Annotated in this window: 14 protein-coding genes; 8 read left to right on the top strand and 6 right to left on the bottom strand. The window is 69.0% G+C overall.

What is annotated here, in order from left to right:
- Positions 1 to 66 precede the first annotated feature (66 nt).
- Positions 67 to 1,845 carry a hybrid sensor histidine kinase/response regulator gene (locus HNP48_RS05480; protein ID WP_184855875.1) on the bottom strand — a complete coding sequence of 593 codons (1,779 nt, stop codon included), beginning with the start codon at positions 1,843 to 1,845 and terminating at the stop codon, positions 67 to 69.
- 97 nt (positions 1,846 to 1,942) lie between these two features.
- Here HNP48_RS05480 and HNP48_RS05475 point away from each other — a divergent pair, with 97 nt between their 5' ends.
- Positions 1,943 to 7,474 (top strand): alkaline phosphatase D family protein, encoded by a 5,532-nt coding sequence (locus HNP48_RS05475; protein WP_184855874.1) that lies wholly within the window; start codon positions 1,943 to 1,945, stop codon positions 7,472 to 7,474.
- Positions 7,475 to 7,526: 52 nt separating this feature from the next.
- On the opposite strand, the gene HNP48_RS05470 is transcribed toward HNP48_RS05475, so the two are convergent.
- From HNP48_RS05470 to HNP48_RS05450, 5 genes are all read right to left on the bottom strand, one after another.
- Positions 7,527 to 7,853 (bottom strand): hypothetical protein, encoded by a 327-nt coding sequence (locus tag HNP48_RS05470; RefSeq protein WP_184855873.1) that lies wholly within the window; start codon positions 7,851 to 7,853, stop codon positions 7,527 to 7,529.
- Positions 7,853 to 8,248, bottom strand: coding sequence for a phage holin family protein (locus tag HNP48_RS05465; protein ID WP_184855872.1), 396 nt, complete (start codon positions 8,246 to 8,248; stop codon positions 7,853 to 7,855). The genes HNP48_RS05470 and HNP48_RS05465 overlap by 1 nt, the downstream gene beginning before the upstream one ends.
- A 130-nt stretch (positions 8,249 to 8,378) precedes the next feature.
- On the bottom strand, positions 8,379 to 8,684 hold the full coding sequence (locus HNP48_RS05460; protein ID WP_184855871.1) for a DUF883 family protein: 306 nt from the start codon (positions 8,682 to 8,684) through the stop codon (positions 8,379 to 8,381).
- 160 nt (positions 8,685 to 8,844) lie between these two features.
- Entirely contained in the window at positions 8,845 to 9,945 is a 1,101-nt protein-coding gene (locus HNP48_RS05455) for an NAD(P)/FAD-dependent oxidoreductase (protein WP_184855870.1), read from the bottom strand.
- Positions 9,942 to 10,988, bottom strand: coding sequence for a histone deacetylase family protein (locus tag HNP48_RS05450; RefSeq protein WP_184856500.1), 1,047 nt, complete (start codon positions 10,986 to 10,988; stop codon positions 9,942 to 9,944). The genes HNP48_RS05455 and HNP48_RS05450 overlap by 4 nt, the downstream gene beginning before the upstream one ends.
- Before the next feature lie 285 nt (positions 10,989 to 11,273).
- Between HNP48_RS05450 and atzF the strand changes: the two genes are divergently transcribed.
- Genes atzF through hpxZ form a run of 7 tightly spaced genes read left to right on the top strand, consistent with a single transcriptional unit; the run spans position 11,274 to position 17,744 of the window.
- A complete protein-coding gene (gene atzF, locus HNP48_RS05445) occupies positions 11,274 to 13,010 on the top strand; it encodes an allophanate hydrolase (protein ID WP_260420101.1) in 1,737 nt (578 codons plus the stop codon).
- Positions 13,011 to 13,054: 44 nt separating this feature from the next.
- Positions 13,055 to 14,062, top strand: a complete 1,008-nt coding sequence (locus HNP48_RS05440) for an ABC transporter substrate-binding protein (RefSeq protein WP_184855869.1) — start codon at positions 13,055 to 13,057, stop codon at positions 14,060 to 14,062.
- 14 nt (positions 14,063 to 14,076) lie between these two features.
- Positions 14,077 to 14,907 (top strand): ABC transporter permease, encoded by an 831-nt coding sequence (locus tag HNP48_RS05435; protein ID WP_184855868.1) that lies wholly within the window; start codon positions 14,077 to 14,079, stop codon positions 14,905 to 14,907.
- Positions 14,904 to 15,725, top strand: a complete 822-nt coding sequence (locus HNP48_RS05430; RefSeq protein WP_184855867.1) for an ABC transporter ATP-binding protein — start codon at positions 14,904 to 14,906, stop codon at positions 15,723 to 15,725. Before HNP48_RS05435 ends, HNP48_RS05430 begins: the two co-directional genes overlap by 4 nt.
- Positions 15,722 to 15,928, top strand: coding sequence for a DUF4089 domain-containing protein (locus HNP48_RS05425; RefSeq protein WP_184855866.1), 207 nt, complete (start codon positions 15,722 to 15,724; stop codon positions 15,926 to 15,928). The genes HNP48_RS05430 and HNP48_RS05425 overlap by 4 nt, the downstream gene beginning before the upstream one ends.
- On the top strand, positions 15,925 to 17,352 hold the full coding sequence (locus HNP48_RS05420; protein ID WP_184855865.1) for an AtzE family amidohydrolase: 1,428 nt from the start codon (positions 15,925 to 15,927) through the stop codon (positions 17,350 to 17,352). Before HNP48_RS05425 ends, HNP48_RS05420 begins: the two co-directional genes overlap by 4 nt.
- An 11-nt stretch (positions 17,353 to 17,363) precedes the next feature.
- Entirely contained in the window at positions 17,364 to 17,744 is a 381-nt protein-coding gene (gene hpxZ / locus HNP48_RS05415) for an oxalurate catabolism protein HpxZ (RefSeq protein WP_184855864.1), read from the top strand.
- Positions 17,745 to 17,793 lie beyond the last annotated feature (49 nt).

Below are 17,793 nucleotides of genomic sequence, written 5' to 3'. Positions count from 1 at the left end.
CGCCGCCCCCGAGTGCATGCAGACGGTCCGTTGCGTGCGATTGGGGTGGCGCACAGCACGCCGGCCTCATGAAAGGCCGATGGTTCCAGGCTTGTCCACCACAGGCCTCAAAGCAGGAGCCGACCGCTCGGCCGCCGGCTCACCTATTTCTGCCAACCAGTTGATCAGCAACGAGGGCAATACCGGCTTTTGCCACATTGCAATATTGCCCAGGCGCGCAACCTCGTGGATGTCGATGCCCGGGTCTCCGGTGATGATGGCCACGGGAAGCCCGGGCCAGCGGGAACGCAGGCGCCGCGCCACGTCCAGGCCCGTGGCATCGCCAGAAAGCCGGTAGTCGGCAACCAGCGCATGCGGAGGGGTGGCCGCCGATTCGATCACGGAGTCCGGGGGCATGCCCTCCCACTGCATGACCTTGCAGCCCCATGACTCCAGGGCCTGGCTGGTCGCCATGCGGACCAGGGCATGGTCCTCGACGAGCCAGACATCCACGGCCTTGTGCAACACCGGCTGGGCCGGTGCCGGCAGCGCGCCGACGCCCGTGCTCTCGAAGATCGGCGCCTGGGGCAAGGTCAGCGTGAAGGTGGTCCCCTGGCCCGGGTTCGAGCGCATGCCCATTTCCAGGCCCAGCAGGGTCGCCAGGCGGCGCACGATGGCCAGGCCCAGGCCACTGCCCTGCCCCGGGTCGCGCGAAGGATTGCCGACCTGGAAATATTCTTCGAAGACCCGGGCCTGCGCTTCATGCGCGATGCCGATGCCGGTATCGCGCACCTCCAGCGCCACCACGCTTTCCCGTGCGTGCACGGAGACCACGACACCGCCTTCGTTGGTGTACTTCACCGCGTTGTCCACCAGGTTGCGCACAATGCGCTCAAGCAAAAAGGCATCGCTCAGCACCCACGCCTCGGCATCGCCCTCGGTTTCTATGGAAACCCCCTTGGCAGCACAGCGCGGCTGGAACTCGCCGGCCAGGTCGCGCACCATGCCCGCGATGTTCAGGGCCTGCATCTGCGGCACGATGGAGCCGGTCTCCAGCTTGGAGAGGTCGAGCAGCCCCGAAAACAGCTTGTCCAGCGAGCCCGCAGCGTCGCGGATATGGGCAATCAGTTGCGCGGTCTGCGGCGTTTCGTGGCGGTGCAGCAGCGACGAGAAGACCAGCAGGGCATGCAGGGGCTGGCGCAGGTCATGGCTGGCTGCGGCCAGAAAGCGCGACTTGGCGGCATTGGCCTCCTCGGCCACCTGCTTCTCCTCCCCCAGCCGGCGCAGCAGGTCTGCGTTCTCGAAGCGGATCTGCAGCGAATCACGGAAGGCTTGCGCCGTCTGCCGCGACGAGACCGCGACCACCAGCCCCACACCGAACAGGGCCAGGGCCAGCGGCAGGCCATTGGTGCCGCCCTGCGTCAGCCAGAACACGGCCGCGAAGGCCAGGTTGATCCATGCCCCGGCGATGAAGGTGGCCGGGTGCGTCGACGCATTCACCAGCGCCCCGCCCAGGTAGATGAGCTGCAGCACGGTGGCAAAGGTCGCGATGCCCCCGCTGGTGCCATAGCCGATCCACCAGACCGTCGTGCCCATCAGGGCCTGGTTGGCGATGGTGATCCACCAGTGGTCCGTCTGTTGCTTTGCCAGCGCGGCAGCATCCGCCGTGTCGAGCACCGCCAGGGCCCGGGCACTGAGCACCGCATTGATCTGGGCCATGAGCACCACGGGAATCATCCAGGCCAGCACACGCCAGACCGGGGTGGAAAAGCCGAAGCAGATCGCCGCCACGATGGCCGCCACCACCACCATGGTGCGCGCGCTGACCGACTGCTGCGCCCGCAGCCGCAGCGACTCGCGCGCCATCGCTACATCCAATGGGTGATTGGCATCAACAGGAAAGGGCGGTAGAAAATGCATGTAAACAATTGTTACCCAAAACAAAGCCCTACGGAAAGGCCCCATGGCGCCCCATTCTCGCTGGTCAGAGCCCATCGAAGCGATGTTGCAGCTCAATGCCTCCCCTTGCTGCGATGTCCTTGTTGTGGGCTCAGGCTATGGCGGGAGTTTCGCAGCCCGTGAACTGGCTGCGCCCGGCGTGGAAACCTGGGTTGTCGAACGCGGCCGGGAATACGCGCTCGGCGAGTTTCCCGAGGACATCGGCCACCTGCCGGGCCATTTGCGGATGCAGCGTGGCGCAAGCGGAAAGGCCCTGGGGAACGCGCAGGCGCTGCTCAACGTCCAGAACTTCGAGCAGGTGGCGGTGCTCACCGGCAGCGGCCTGGGGGGTGGCTCCCTGGTCAATGCGGGCGTGGCCTTCAAGCCTGCGGCAAGCACCTTCGGCCATGCGCCGTGGCCCGGTGTCTACCGGCCCGGCGGCGCACGCCACGGGGCCTTGCTAAAGGCCCTGGACGAAGTCGTCTGCGCCCTGGAGGCCGCGCCCCTGGAACGCGCGGCCGAACTGCCCAAGTTCCAGGCCCTGTCCCGCCTGGGCGGCGCGCTGCAGGCCGGCAGCGCCCAGCCGGTCGACCTGACCATCTCGGGGACGAAGAGGACCAACGCGCATGGGGTGGAGATGGAGGCCTGCGTGCGCTGCGGCAACTGCTTCACCGGCTGCAACGTCGGCGCCAAGGGGTCGCTGGCCACCAACCTCATCCCGGCGGCCCACCGCCGCGGCGCGCGCTTCTTCGTCGGCGGCCATGCCCTGCGGGTAGAGCCCCTTGCAACATCCACACGCAGCGCGAACGGGCGCAGCCTGCGCTGGCGCGTGCACTTCGAGTGCTCCACCGGCAGCCGCAACACAGCCCCCGTCGAATTCACCATCGATGCGCATACCGTCGTCGTCAGCGCGGGCAGCCTGGGCAGCACCGAGCTGCTGCTGCGCTCGGCTCAGGTTCCGCACTCCGAGCGGCTCGGCGCGGCCTTTTCCACCAATGGCGACGTGGTGGCGATGGGCTGGCGCCAGCGCCGGGCCGTCAATGCGGTCTCGGCCCCCGAAGCCGACGGCACCGAGCCCAGCCGTGATGTGGGGCCGACGATCTCGGCCACGCTGCGCGTGCCGCTCACGGTCGAGGGCGTGCCGCAGGAAATCCTGCTCCAGGACGGCGCCATCCCCTCCGCGCTCGCGCAGGCCACGAGCACCCTGGGCCACACGCTGTCCACGCTGCACCGCTATGTACAGGACACGGATGCACGCTTCCCCGGCACCGACGACCCCCTGGCCCTGCCGCGGGATGCAGCGCGGCACGCGCAATTGCTGCTGGCCATGGGCCAGGATGCATCGAACGGGCAAATCCTGCTGCGCGCCCCCACCGGCAACGACCCGGCGGCCCCCCATGGACTCGAACTGGACGTGCGCTGGCCTGCGCACGACAAGACCGCTACCGCAGGGCATGCCGCGTACTACCAGGCGGTGCACAACGCCTTGGGCCGGGCCCATGCGGCCGGGGGCTTCGACGGTGGCGACTACCTGCCCAACCCCCTGTGGCGTCCGGCACCTGACGGTTTCTCCGACATCATCGCGGGCAGCCAGCTGGAGAAGTCGGTCACAGTGCACCCTTTGGGTGGTTGCGCCATGGGCGACAACGGCACGCAGGGCGCGGTCGACTGGCGCGGCGCGGTGTTCAAGGGTGCAGGGAGCGAGGTGCATGCGGGCCTGCATGTGCTGGACGGTGCCATCGTTCCGCGCGCGCTGGGCGTCAATCCCTTTGTCACGATTTCCGCCCTCTCCATGCTCGCCGCACGGGACATCGCCGGCGAATTGGCGCAGCCGGACCAGGCCCCTACCGCGCAGCCGGCAGCCGCCCAAGCCGCCCGGCCGCAACCGCGCGTGGAGGTGGCCACGCGGGCCGGCGCCGACGGAAAGCTCCGGTTTCGCATCCATGAGCACCTGCTGGGCGGTACCGAGCAGGGCCACCTGCCCGACTGGGCTCGACAACTGCTGAACCGGCACGATCCCGCACAGTCCCCCGGGGCCGCCATGCAGCCGCGCGCGTTCATCGCCGCCGTCGAGATGGAGGTGGACCTGCAGCAGTGGCTGGCCGAGCCGTCGACGCGGTGGGATGCCTCCCTGTCGATCTACGCCAACCCCCTTCCCGGTTGGCCGTCCATCCACTCCGAGGCCTTGAAGGGCGAACCCCTGCTGCGCGGTGCAGGGCAGGTGTCGCTGCTCGCGTTCGAGCGCGCCAGCGTTGTGCGCAGGGTCTGGCGCTGGCTGCTCGCCTTCGGTGCCTTCCAGGAACGCAGGCCGGGCAATCTCTTGCGGTACCTGGGGCCCGGCTGGCTCAAGAAGCTGTGCGCCCTCGCGCGCGCGGGCTGGCTGCACACCAACCACCGCACACTCGACTACCACTTCACGCTGCTGCCGCAGGGCCGTGCCATGGACCACCCCCTGGAGGTCGTCGCCCGCGGCAGCAAGCTGCTGGCCTACCGCCCAGGTGCGCGCACGCTGTGGGAAGCGCTCACGCTGCTGGACTTCGAACTGCGCACCAAAGACGAGGGCACGCCCTGGAAGCTCGGGCTGCGCGTCGATCTGGCCGACCTGGTGAGCCGGCTGCGCCTGCAGATCCGCGAATCGTCCAGCACGCCGGCCTCCATGGTCGGGCTGGCGGCATTCGCCTCCCTGTGGCTGCGCGCACTGATGCAGACGCACTTCTGGTCACTGCGGGGCCTGGATTACGGGCAGTACACGCCCCCGGCGCTGCCACCGCATCCTCCCTTGAAGACCGCCGGAGGGGCCATTGTCCGGCCACAGGAGGAGGTGCTCAAGGCGGCACGCCGCAGCGGAGCGCAGCAACAGATCGGGCTGCAGCTCACGGTCTACCGCCATCCCGAAGGCGGGCGGCATGTGCTCTTCATCCATGGGCTGGCCCATGGCAGCGGCGTGTACGCGACGGACACCGTGGACACCAGCATGGCCGGCCATTTCCTGCGCGCAGGCTACACCGTCTGGCTGCTGGACAACCGCATGTCCAACCGCCTGCGCTACGCGCGCGGTGCGCACACCATGGACGATATTGCGCACACCGATATTCCCGCCGCCATCGACCGCGTGCACGCACAAGCGGGAGGCCAGGCCATCGATGTCTTCGCGCACTGCGTGGGCGCAGGGGCCTTCGCGATGTCTGCACTGCAGGCGCGTTTTGACACCACCAAGGTGCGCGCGGCCATCATCCATGCCGTGCACCCGTGGGTGGTGCCGTCGGTGTCCAACCGCTTCTCGGGCGCCCTGGCTGCGCTCTACCGCAATCTGCTGACCGGCAGGGAGCGCATCAGCCCCCTGCTCCCGGCCCAGCCCGATGCGGCCGATGAGCTGCTGGACCGGTTCGCGGCGACCCTGGCCTGGACCGAGGAGGAACGCAGCCTGCACGAGGCGCACCGCGAATCGCCCGGCGCGGGCTGTGCCATCTGCAACCGGATGACCGCGTTCTACGGGCGCGAATGGGTGCACGCCAACCTGGACCCGCGCACGCACGAGCGGCTGGGCGAACTCGTGGGTGTGGCCGGCGTCGAGGTGTTCCGCCAGCTGTACTTCATCGTGCTGCGCGAGCGGCTGACCAACCGCGATGGCGAGAACGCCTACCTGCTGCAAGACAACTTCCGCCAGAACTGGCACTTTCCCACGCTGTTCGTGCACGGGCTGGACAACCAGGTGTTCGATCCGCGCGGCGCGGCGCGCAGCTGGAACCGGCTGCGCCGGATCTTCGCAGGCCAGCCGCAGGAACACGTGGTGCGCACCTTCCTGCGCAAAGGCTATGGGCACATGGATTTCCTGTTCGGCAAGCATGCCCACCGGGACATCTATCCCCACCTCACCCGCTTCCTTGAGCAACCGGCCGCGTTCGAGGACATCACCGATGGTTGCCACATCGATCCCGAACGGCCGTGCCCGGACGGCCAGTCCAGCGACACCGACCTGGCTGATCGCGATTTCACCACGCCCATCCGGCCGCTCACCGGCCCCATGCTGCAGATCGAACACGGGCCCAAGGGGCAGCGCCGGCTGGTGATCTGGGTGGAACAGTACCTCGATACCACCAGCACACCGATACCGCCCGAGCTCCGGATCGGCGGTGCCGTGTGCCCCGCAGCCTGGATCACGCAACTTCCCGGCGTGGTCGAATCCGCCCCCTCTCCGGCCAGGCCGCCCACCGGCCAGGGCTACTACTGGACCTGCGTGCTCGAGGAAAGTGCGAGCCTGCGGTTTGCCAGCCTGCCGCCCATCAGCCTGGTGCTGCGCAGCCTTCCCCAGGGGTCCGGCGTGGCCGGGGATGCGCATGCCGTGGCTGAATCGCCACCCATCGCTCTGGACCTGGCCGCACGGCCCTGGTGGCAACGGTTTGCTGCGGACGGCCAGACGCACACCTGCACCAGCTTCCTCGCCAGCTCCTGCCGCTGGCCGGGCCTGGCCTTCGAGCGCAGCGCGATCGATGCCCTGGCCGGCGACATGGCGCAGCACATCGACCATGCCAGCGCGCCCGTGCAGGCGCTGCTGCTGCTGGGCGACCAGATCTATGCCGATGCCACCGCCAATATCGCCGAGACCACGGAACCCGACGAGCGCGGCGCCCAGCGCTACCGCGAGAGCTGGGGCAGCCCCGCCACGCGGCAGCTGTTCGCGCGCCTTCCCGTCTGGCTGGTGGTGGACGACCACGAGTTCGACGACAACCTCGACGGGGCGGACCGTGCCACGGCCGACTCCGTGCGTGGGCAGCGTTTCCTGAGCGGCTTCCTGGCGGCCACGGCCTACCAGTCACGCTTTCACCGCCCGGGGCTGCCTCGGCTGTCCGTGGGCCCGCAGGTGTACAGGGTGGAGCGCGGCCTGTGGCATTGCTTCGAGGTGGGCGGCATCCCCGCGTTCGCGGCCGATACGCGCACCGAACGCAGCCCCCGCACCCTGGGCAACTGGAGGCATGCGCGCATCATGCACGACGAGCAGATGGAGGCCATCGAAGACTGGCTGACGGCCCACCCCAAAGGGCCCAAGCTGCTGTGCAGCGGCAGCGTATTCGCCCTGCCGGAGAACCGCTTCGTCGCCCAACCGGCGACCTGCATCGCTGCCGACAACTGGCTCGGCTATCCGGCCAGCTGGCGCCGGCTGGTCCGGTTCATTGTCAAGAACGAGATCGAGGGCCTGATCTTCGTGGCCGGAGACTACCACCTGAGCGCCCTGGTCGAGATCGAACTGAGCAGCCAGGGAAAATCCGTGAAGGCGCTCAACCTCGTGTGTTCGGCGTGGAATGCCAGCCTGCCGTTTGCCAACGCCCAGCCATCTGATTTCAGCTTCGACCAGCCGGTGCGCGTGCCAGGCAGCGATGCCGACGCCGCCATGGTGTGCACCGCGCGCTTCGCGTCGGACGCCCAGCGGCAGTTCTCCAAGGTCACGGTGACCTGCGATCCAGGGAACCGCGGCACGGCAGCGGTCGCCATGGACGTCTATGGGCCAGGCAATGTTCTGGCCAAGGAACTGCGGGCGCAACTGCCAGTGGGGGGCTGACCCCCATTGGCCCGCCGGCCCTCTGCGATGTGCATGCGGGCCGTGGCCGCCGTCAGCCCCTTCGCGCGAGCAACGGGCCCAGGCGGGTGATGAGCGGCATCGCCAGCCCCACCCAGCGGACCAGGCGGCGCGGCCCGGCCACCACGGCGGCACCGGCCAGGGCGGCCACTGCGACCGGGTGCTGCTTGGCAAACGCCGCTGCGCGCAGGGCAAACGGCTCATCCGGCGAAGCCTGCTGGGCGGATTGCGCCAGGGCCAGCGCCTGGGCCCGGGCCTTGCGCCGTGCGCGAATGCGCTCGCGCTGCAGGGCAATGCGGTCCAGCACGCGCTGCTGTTCGGGCGTGGGTTCGGTAACAAAGGCTTGTTTCTCGGCAGGCATCACAGCCGCTCCTTGATGTCACGCCAATCCTGGGCCAGTTCCTGGCGGGTCAGTGCAAAGCCGTTGCCGGCCCGCTTGGCTACGGACACGAGGCGGACCAGCGCCGCGCCCCAGCCCAGCAGCCATGCACCGGCCACCAGCCAGCCCACGAGCACGCGGTGCTCGGTGTCCCAGAAGTGCACCAGCAGCGCCATGGACAGCATGATGAGGGCCACCACCGTGAGCCCGCCGACCAGAATGGTCAGCACCAGCAGTTGCTGCAGGCGCTGCTTCTGGTCCTGCCATTCCAGGCGCACCAGGTCCATGCGGTCTTCGGCGGCAATGGCCCCTTCAATGATGTTCGCGCGCCAGCGCGCCACCAGCGCATCCAGGCCCAGAAGAGCGAACCAGTTCATCAGTGTCCTTGGGTGTTAGATAGTCAAGGCAGGCCGCGCTGCCAGGGTTGCAGGCACCACGGCGCCAGCAGAGCAATGCCCTGCCGCACCGCAAGTGCGCAAGAAGGCGCCCCCGTGGGCCGCCCTCGCTTCAGCGGCGGGCCAGCAGAAAGCCCACCAGAGCGCCCACTGCCAGCGCAGCACCGGCCACGCGCCAGGGTTCGTCATGGGCGTAGCGGTCGGCAGCCAGGGCCGCATCCTTGGCCTGGCGAGCGGCATCCTGGGCGGCGCGCACGGCGGCTTCGCGCGCATTGTGCAGGCCATCGTCGAGCTTCTGGCGCAAGAGCTTGATGTCGGGCACGGAGTCGAGGTCCTTGCTGGCCAACAGGCCGCGCAGGTCGGACACGAGTTTTTCCAGATCGGCCTGGGTCGTGGAAACGGAGTCGGAAACGCTCATACAGCAAACCTTTCTGATTAGAAATTGAAGAAATCACACCCCATGGGTTGCCGCAGGCTCTCCCTCATGCAGCGCTCGCTGTCATCTTAGCGGACACATCGCCAAAAACCATGTAGGACTTGGACGCAATGGCCTACGCATGACAGGGTGTTGACACGCATCACGGCGACAAAGCGGCCACATGCGCTGCGATGGCCAGTGAACTCGTGAGGCCCGGTGACTCGATGCCGAACAGGTTCACCAGGCCCGGCACGCCGTGCACCGCCGGCCCCTGGACCACAAAGTCGGCCGCGGCCTCGCCCGGCGCCGTGATCTTGGGGCGCATGCCGGCATAGCCCGGCAGCAGCGCGCTGTCCGCCAGGCCCGGCCAGTACTTGCGCACCTCGGCATAGAAGGCATCGCCACGGGCGGGGTCCACCAGCAGATCGGCAGGGTCGTCCACCCATTGCACATCGGGGCCGAAGCGGGCCTGGCCGCCCAGGTCCAGCGTGAGGTGCACGCCCAGGCCCGCCGCCTCGGGGGCAGGGTAGATCAGGCGGCTGAACGGCGCACGCCCGGCGAGGGTGAAGTAGTTGCCCTTGGCATAGTACGGCGTAGGCACATGGCGCGGGTCCAGCCCTTTGAAGCGGCGCGCCAGATCGGGCGCAGCCAGGCCGGCAGCATTGACCACGCTGCGTGCCAGCAACTGCGTGCCATCGGCCGCCTGCAGGTGGATGCCCTCGGCCGTGCAGTGCGCCTGCGCCAGCGGCGAGTTGAGCGCCACCAGCCCGCCCGCGTGCTCCAGGTCACCCTGCAGGGCCAGCATCAGCGCATGGCTGTCGATGATGCCGGTGCTGGGCGAGTGCAGCGCGGCCACGCACTGCAGCGCGGGCTCCAGCGCCTGGGCGGCTGCCGTGTCCAGCCACTGCAGGTCGGTGACGCCATTCGCCAGGGCACGTGCCGCGATGCCCTCCAGCGCCGGGATCTGGTCGGCCGCCGTGGCCACGATGAGCTTGCCGCAGCGCCGGTGGGGCACGCCGCGCTCGGCGCAGTAGGCATAGAGCATCTCGCGCCCCTGCACGCACAGGCGGGCCTTGAGCGAGCCGGCCGGGTAGTACAGCCCGGCATGGATGACCTCGCTGTTGCGCGCGCTGGTACCGGTGCCGATGGCATCGGCTGCCTCCAGCACCATGACCTCGCGGTCCTGCAAGGCCAGCGCGCGGGCCACGGCCAGGCCCACCACACCGGCACCGACCACCACGCAGTCGACGGCCTCGCTCACCGCGCCGCCGCCTGCTCGAAGCCGTCGAGCACGTTCACGGCGTTGTGGCCCAGCTCGGCCGCCGCATAGCCCCCCTCCAGCACGAACACCGTGGGCAGGCCCAGGGCGGCCAGGCGCTCGCCCAGGCGCGTGAAGTCCGTCGTCTTGAGGGCGAATTTAGAGATCGGGTCGTCCTCGAAGGCGTCGAGCCCGAGTGACACGACCAGCGTGTCCGCCTGGTACTGGGTGATGCGCACACAGGCCTGCTCCAGCGCGGCAAACCAGGTGTCTGCACTGGTGCCCGCAGGCAACGGCAGGTTCAGGTTGAAGCCCGCGCCCTGCCCTGCGCCGGTTTCATCGGCATGGCCCAGGTAGAACGGGTACTCGGTGCGCGGATCGCCATGCATGCTGATGAAAAGCACGTCGGCGCGGTCGTAGAAGATGCTTTGCGTGCCATTGCCGTGGTGGTAGTCCACGTCCAGCAGGGCCACGCGGTCGGACCCGTGGTTGCGCAGCCACTGCGCGGCCACGGCAGCGTTGTTGAGGAAGCAGTAGCCGCCCATGAAATCCGGGCCCGCATGGTGGCCGGGCGGGCGCGTGCAGCAGAACGCGGCGCGCGCGCCCTGGGCCACCCGGGCTGCTGCGCTGGCGGCGGCATCGGCCCCGGCCTTGGCGGCCTCCCACGTACCTTCGGCCATGGGCGTGCCGTTGTCCATGGAGTACAGGCCGAGCTTGGCCACGAAGTTATCAGGTTCCACGTCGCTGCGCAGGCTGCGCACCGGCCAGACAGAGGGAAAGGGCTGGACCGAAGCGTTGGCCGCGTCCAGTGCCAGCCATTGCTGCCAGGCGCTCTGCAGAAAAGCCAGGTAGCGCGGCGCATGGATCTGGGCCAACACGGGGCTGCTGTCCACATCGGGCGCCAAGAGGCCGTGGCCGCGTTCGCGCAGCGCGTCCTCGACGTACTGGGCACGCACCGGCTTCTCGAAGCAGGGGACGCGCTCGCCGCGGTAGAACTCGTGGACCGGCGCATGCCGGTGGTGCAGGGGGTTGTGGAAGGAGATCATGCGGACACGGCTGGGGATGGATTTCAGGCCGGCATCCTCCATGCGCTCCAAGGACACCAGCAAGGCTCACCACTTTAGCGCGTCCCGCCCCCCCAGAAACCCCATCCGTGCACCAGAGCGCGGCAGGATCCGAACCGCCAACGGCGCGAGCCTGCCCTGCGCAAAAGGAGCCAGGCGCCCCTTTTTCCTCTGAGCGCAGGGCAGGTCGCCGCCCAGCCCTCACGCTCCCGCACACCTGGCACAGCGCTTGCATCTCATCTTGTATCCAAGATTGAATTCTTCAAAATGGTGCAAGCAACAAGCTCTTTGGTGGCCGGACTTTCCCCCGCCGCGGCAGGCGTGCCGGTGCGGGCCGAGCAGGCCTGGCTCGTGCGCTGCGAGCCGCCCATTGCCGGCGCGCCGGGCGGGCCGCTCAGTGGCCTCTCTTTTGCGGTCAAGGACAACATCGATGTGGCGGGTTACCCCACCTCGGCCGCCTGCCCCGCTTTCGCCTACACCGCCACAACCCACGCCGCGGTGGTGCAGCGCCTGCTCGATGCGGGCGCCACCCTGGTGGGCAAGACCAATCTGGACCAGTTCGCCTGCGGCCTCAACGGCACGCGCTCGCCCCATGGCGCGGTGCCCAACGCGCTGGATGCGGCCTATGTGTCGGGCGGCTCCAGCTCGGGCTCGGCCTACGTGGTGGCAACGGAGCAGGTGGACTTTGCGCTGGGCACCGACACCGCTGGCTCGGGCCGCGTGCCGGCCGGGCTGAACAACATCGTGGGCGTCAAGCCCACCAAGGGCCTCATCAGCGCACGCGGTGTGGTGCCGGCAGCGCAGAGCGCGGACTGCGTCTCCATCTTTGCGCGCACCGTGGATCTGGCGGCCCGTGTGCTGCAGGTGGCGCAGGGCCATGACGCAGAAGACCCGTATGGCCGGCAGCTCACGCTGGCCAGCGAGCCGCTGCCCGCAAGCTTTCGCTTCGGTGTGCCCGATGTGCTGGAGTTCTTTGGCGATGCCGCGGCCGAGGCCGCTTTTGCCGAAGCCGTCGTCCGGCTGCAGGCCCTGGGCGGCACGCCGGTCTCCATCCACTATGCGCCGCTGGCCCAGGCCGCCGCCCTGCTCTACGAAAGCGCCCTGGTGGCCGAGCGCTATGCCGCCGTGCGCAGCTTCTTCGATGCGCATGCCGACCAGGTGGTGGAGCCCGTGCGCAGCATCCTGGCCAGCGGGCGCGGCTACAGTGCGGCCGACCTGTGCGATGCCCAGACCCGGCTGCGCGCCCTGGGCCAGCAGGTCGCGCCCATGTGGCAGGGGGCCGAGGCCATCGACGTGCTGCTGGTGCCCACAGCCCCCACGCACTACACCATTGCCGCCATGCAGGCCGATCCGGTGGTGCTCAACCGCAACCTGGGGGCCTACACCAACTTCGTGAACCTGCTCGACTATGCCGCCATCGCGGTGCCCAGCAGCCTGCGCGCCGATGGCCTGCCCTTCGGCATCACGCTGATCGGCCCCAGCGGCAGCGACCTGCAGCTGGCCGAGCTGGGCCAGCGCTACCACCATGCCACCGGCCTGCCCCAGGCTGCTGGCAGCACACCTCTGCCGGCACCGCAGCCCATCGCCGGGCTGCAGGCGCCTGCCACGGTGCGGGTCGCCGTGGTCGGCGCGCACCTGAGCGGCATGCCGCTCAACGGCCAGCTCACCGAACGCGGCGCCACGCTGGAGCGTGCCACCGAGACCGCGCCCGACTACCAGCTCTACGCCCTGCCCGGCACCGTGCCGCCCAAGCCCGGCCTGCTGCGCGTGGCGCCGGGCCAGGGCGCGCGCATCGCCGTCGAGGTCTGGCGCATGCCGGCCGCGCACTACGGCAGCTTTGTCGCACTGATCCCCCAGCCGCTGGGCATAGGCACGCTGTCCCTGGCCGACGGCAGCAGCGTGCAGGGCTTCATCTGCGAACCGCTGGCCCTGGCCGGGGCGCGCGACATCAGCCACTTTGGCGGTTGGCGGGCGTACATCGCCTCGCTCAAGGCCGGCAACTGACACCCCCATTCCATCCACCTCCAACCCTGCTGCAGGAGCCTGCCATGACATCCCACAGTTCCACCCCATCCACCGGCGCCTCGCGCCGCCGCGTCCTGCAGGCCTCGGCCGCCACCCTGGGCGCGCTGGCCGCCCCTGCCCTGGTGCGCGCCCAGGCGGCGCCCAAGATCCGCATCGGCTTCTGGCCCGTGGCGGCCGGCCTGCCCTTCTTCGCAGCGGTGGAAAAGGGCTACTTCAAGGAGGCCGGGCTGGACGTGGAGCCGCTCAAGTTCGCGGGCGCCCAGCAGGTCATGGAGGCCATGCTCTCGGGCCGGTCCGATGGCAGCTCCAACGGCACGGGTTCGGCCAACCTGGCCATTGGCGAAATCGCCCAGCCCGGCCTGTTCAAGATCTTCGCGACCAACCCGAGCAACGCCAAGTTCGTGCTCGACCAGTTCATCACGGGCAAGGACAGCGCCATCAAGACCATGGCCGACCTCAAGGGCAAGAAGGTCGCCTCCGGCCCCGGCATCCAGAACATGACCCTGTGCAAGACCATGCTGGAGCGCGCGGGCGCCAGCGGCGTCACGGTGACTGAGCTGCCCATCGGCCAGCACATCGCCGCCATCGTGGCCGGCCAGGTGGACGCCTGCTACACGCTGGAGCCCACGGGCACCATCGGCCGCATGAACGGCACCACCCGCGTGATCGAGTCGGGCGTGGTGGCCCGGTACATCCTGGGCGATGCCATGGCCCCCTGGCACGGCGGCGCGGCCAGCCTGACCAGCGAGTTCATCAAGAAGAACCCCGAGGCTGCCAAAAAGTTCATCGCCGCCTATGCCCGCGGCATCGAGCTGGTGCGCACCAAGCCCGAAGAGGCCCGCCAGTTCATGAAGGGCTACACCGCCATCGAAGGCCCGCTCACGGCCGAGGTGCCGCTGGCGTCCTACATGCTCTACAACGAGTTCAAGCCCAGCGACCTGGCGCACTTCCAGAAGTTCTACGACCTGTTCACCGAAAAAGGCATCTTCGAGAAGAAGGTCGTGGTCGACAGCCTGATCTACAAGGCCTGAGGGCAGGACGCACCATGGCCGACACCACGACCACCACTGCCGGCGCCTGGTCGCCGCCCGCGGGCAAGGCGGCCGCCGCCGCGCCCAGGAAGCCTGCCTGGGACAGGTTCCTGCCCTTTGCCGGGCCGCTGGCCCTGTTCATCGTATGGGACCTGGTGGTGCGCCTGGGCTTCATCAAGCCCATCCTGCTGCCGCCGCCCAGTGCCACCGTGCTCACCCTGGTCAGCGGCCTGGCCGGTGGGCCGCTGCTCCTGGACTTTGCCGTGACCGTCTGGCGCACGGTACAGGCGTTTCTGATCGCCGCCGTGGTCGGCGTGCCCCTGGGCGTGCTGCTGGGCAGCAACGAGCGCGCCTACCGCAGCGTGGAGTTTTTGATCGACTTCTTCCGCTCCACGCCCTCCTCGGCGCTGATCCCGCTGTTCCTCTTGATCTTCGGCGTGTCGGACGTGAACAAGGTCGCCATCGCCGCGTTCGGTGCCTTCCTCATCGTCATCTTCAACAGCGCCTATGGTGTCATCAACGCCCGCAAGCAGCGCGTGATGGCGGCGCGCGTCATGGGGGCGTCGCGCTGGCAGATCTTCAAGGACGTGCTGGTCTGGGAAAGCCTGCAGCCCACCTTCGTGGGCCTGCGCTCGGCGGTGTCGATGGCGCTGGTCATCGTCATCGTGGCCGAGATGTTCATCGGCTCGGACAACGGCCTGGGCCACCGCATCATCGACGCGCAGCAGGTGCTCAACGTCAAGAGCATGTACGCCGCCATCCTGGCCGCGGGCGCACTGGGCTACGCCCTGAACATCCTGTTCCTTGTCGCCGAGCGCAAGATCGTGCACTGGAGCGGCCGATGAACGCCGTCGTCAACGGCGCCGTGTACGCCGACGTGCCCCGCCGCGCCTTCACCCCGGGCCCGGCCGGCACACACATCACCATCCGTGGCCTCACCAAGTACTTCGCGGGCTGGCCGCTGTACGAAGACTTCGACCTCGACATCCCCAAGCACAAGATCGTCTCGGTCTTCGGCCCCAACGGCTGCGGCAAGAGCACGCTGATCAACATGATCGCAGGCCTGGTGCCCATCGACAGCGGCGAAATCCTGTTCGACGGCAAAAGCCTCAAGGACACCAAGATCGGCTACGTCTTCCAGAACTACCGCGAAGCGATGTTCCCGTGGATGCGCACCATCGACAACATCGCCTACCCGCTCAAGCTCGAAGGCAAAAGCAAGGCCGAGGTGGACCGCCGCATGGCCGAACTGGTGGCCTCGTTCGACGTGAAGTTCGACCTGAACCGCTACCCCTACGAACTCTCGGGCGGACAGCAGCAGACCGCCTCCATCATGCGGGCGCTCGCGCCCAACCCCGAGGTGCTGTTCCTCGACGAGCCCTTCTCGGCGCTGGACTTCGAGATGACGCTGTTCATCCGCGAGAAGCTGCAGGAGGTGTTCATGCAGACCGGCACCACCATGCTGCTGGTCTCGCACGACCTGGAAGAAGCCGTCTACCTGGCCGACGAGGTGCTGCTCTTGACCAAGCGCCCGACCAAGGTGGCCGAGATCCTGCACTACGAAGACGCGCGCCCGCGCACCCTGGCCACGCTGAGCGAGCCCAGCTTTGTGGCGATGAAGAAGCTCAGCCTGGAGATCTTCCAGCGCGAGGTGCGCCGATGAACGCCGCCGAGCTCGAACGCTACCTGGATGCCGCCTCGGCCGCCGTCGGCCTGCCCATCGCGCCCGAGCACCGCGCTGCCGTGCTCGGCTACCTGGCGCTGGCCAGCGGCTTTGCCGACACCGTCAACGCCGTGCCCCTGGACGCCACGGACGAACCCGCCATGGCCTTCGTGCCCGTGGTGCCGCTGGAGGGCAGCGCATGACGGCCCCCTGGTGGCAGCAGGACGCGGCCGGCATGGCCCAGGCCGTGGCAGCACGCGATGTGACGGCCACAGCGCTGGTCGCGGACTGCCTCGCACGCATCGCGCAGACCGACGCCCGCGTCAATGCCTTAACCGCCGTGCTGAGCGAGCGCGCCCTGGCACGCGCCGCGCGCATCGACGCCGGCCTGGCCCACAGCACCCATGCCACACAGGCCGCCCTGCCCCTGCTGGGCGTGCCCTTTGCCGTGAAAAACCTGTTTGACGTGGAGGGTATCGCCACCCTGGCGGGCTCGAAGATCGAGCGGGGCAGCGCACCCGCCACGGCCGATGGCCTGCTGGTGCAGCGGCTGGAGGCCGCGGGCGCCATCCTGGTCGGTGCGCTCAACATGGACGAGTACGCCTACGGTTTCACCACCGAGAACAGCCACGAGGGCGCCTGCCACAACCCGCACGACCTGGCGCGCATCGCAGGGGGTTCGTCTGGCGGTTCGGGGGCGGCAGTGGCGGCCGGCCAGGTGCCGATCACGCTGGGCTCGGACACCAATGGCTCCATCCGTGTGCCGGCCTCGCTGTGCGGGGTGTTCGGCCTCAAGCCCACCTTCGGGCGCCTGCCGCGCACGGGCAGCTTTCCCTTCATCTCCAGCCTGGACCACCTGGGCCCCATGGCGCGCAGCGTGCGCGACCTGGCGCTGGCCTACGATGCCCTGCAAGGGCCTGAGGCCCCCGGCGCGCACACCGATGCCGGCTGCGCACAGCGGCCTGTGGAGCCGGTAGCCCCCACCCTGGGCCAGGGCTCGGCCGGGTTGCGCATCGGCGTGCTCGGCGGCTACTTTGCCGACAACGCCCTGCCGGAGGCACGCGCCGCCGTGGCCCGGGTGGCGCAGGCGCTGGGCGCCGAGGCCGAACCGGTGGAACTGCCGCTGGTGGAGGCCGGCCGTGCGGCAGCCTTCCTCATCACCAACGCCGAGGCGGGTGCCCTGCACCTCGACAACCTGCGCATGCGTGCGGCCGACTTCGAGCCGCTCTCACGCGACCGCTTCCTGGCCGGGGCGCTGATCCCCGCCGCCTGGGTGGCACGGGCCCAGCGCGTGCGCGGCCGCTATGCCCGTGCTGCTGCCGCCGTGCTGGCGCGCTACGACCTGCTGCTGGCTCCCGCCACGCCCTGCGCGGCCACGCCCATCGGCACCGAGCGCTTCGACCTCAACGGGCGCGACCTGCCGCTGCGCCCCAACATGGGCCTGCTGACCCAGCCGATCTCGTGCATCGGCCTGCCCGTGTGCTCCGTGCCCGTCTGGGGGGCGCACCCCAACCTGCCCATCGGCGTGCAGCTCATCGCCGCGCCTTGGCGCGAAGACCTGGCGCTGCGCGCCGCCGCCGTGCTGGAGGCTGCCGGCATCTGCCAGGCACCTGTCGCATCCCTGTGAAAGCCCACCCCATGCCCTACCCCATCAACCAGCCCGAGGTGCTTGCCGAAGTACAGGCCGTGTTCGCCCGCTACGAAGACGCATTGGTGAACAACAAAGTCGATGTGCTCGACGAGCTGTTCTGGGACAGCCCGCACACCCTGCGCTACGGCGCCACCGAGAACCTGTACGGCTACGCGCAGATAAAGGCGTTTCGCGCCGCACGCCCTTCCCAGGGCCTGCAGCGACGCCTGCTGCGCACCGAAATCACCACGTACGGCAGCGACTTCGCCACCGCCAACGTGGAGTTCCAGCGCGAAGGCAGCGCCCGCACCGGGCGCCAGAGCCAGACCTGGCTGCGCACGCCAGCCGGCTGGCGTGTCGTCGCTGCCCATGTGAGCTTGCTGGACTGATCGATCCCTTTTCATCCCCCTTGATCCAACCGTTGCCGAAAGGACTGCC

The sequence above is a fragment of the Acidovorax soli genome (assembly GCF_014207955.1).
Lineage (GTDB): Bacteria > Pseudomonadota > Gammaproteobacteria > Burkholderiales > Burkholderiaceae_C > Acidovorax > Acidovorax soli_A.
This window is presented reverse-complemented; position numbering and strand designations above follow the sequence as displayed.

Excerpts from the sequence above, each read along its gene's own strand:
- HNP48_RS05430 (WP_184855867.1), top strand. The coding sequence starts at position 14,904 with ATGAACGCCGTCGTCAACGGCGCCGTGTACGCCGACGTGCCCCGCCGC.
- HNP48_RS05465 (WP_184855872.1), bottom strand. The coding sequence starts at position 8,248 with ATGAACTGGTTCGCTCTTCTGGGCCTGGATGCGCTGGTGGCGCGCTGG.
- HNP48_RS05470 (WP_184855873.1), bottom strand. The coding sequence starts at position 7,853 with ATGCCTGCCGAGAAACAAGCCTTTGTTACCGAACCCACGCCCGAACAG.
- hpxZ (WP_184855864.1), top strand. The coding sequence starts at position 17,364 with ATGCCCTACCCCATCAACCAGCCCGAGGTGCTTGCCGAAGTACAGGCC.
- HNP48_RS05425 (WP_184855866.1), top strand. The coding sequence starts at position 15,722 with ATGAACGCCGCCGAGCTCGAACGCTACCTGGATGCCGCCTCGGCCGCC.
- HNP48_RS05460 (WP_184855871.1), bottom strand. The coding sequence starts at position 8,684 with ATGAGCGTTTCCGACTCCGTTTCCACGACCCAGGCCGATCTGGAAAAA.
- HNP48_RS05475 (WP_184855874.1), top strand. The coding sequence starts at position 1,943 with ATGGCGCCCCATTCTCGCTGGTCAGAGCCCATCGAAGCGATGTTGCAG.
- HNP48_RS05450 (WP_184856500.1), bottom strand. The coding sequence starts at position 10,988 with ATGATCTCCTTCCACAACCCCCTGCACCACCGGCATGCGCCGGTCCAC.
- atzF (WP_260420101.1), top strand. The coding sequence starts at position 11,274 with ATGGTGCAAGCAACAAGCTCTTTGGTGGCCGGACTTTCCCCCGCCGCG.
- HNP48_RS05440 (WP_184855869.1), top strand. The coding sequence starts at position 13,055 with ATGACATCCCACAGTTCCACCCCATCCACCGGCGCCTCGCGCCGCCGC.
- HNP48_RS05435 (WP_184855868.1), top strand. The coding sequence starts at position 14,077 with ATGGCCGACACCACGACCACCACTGCCGGCGCCTGGTCGCCGCCCGCG.
- HNP48_RS05420 (WP_184855865.1), top strand. The coding sequence starts at position 15,925 with ATGACGGCCCCCTGGTGGCAGCAGGACGCGGCCGGCATGGCCCAGGCC.
- HNP48_RS05480 (WP_184855875.1), bottom strand. The coding sequence starts at position 1,845 with ATGGCGCGCGAGTCGCTGCGGCTGCGGGCGCAGCAGTCGGTCAGCGCG.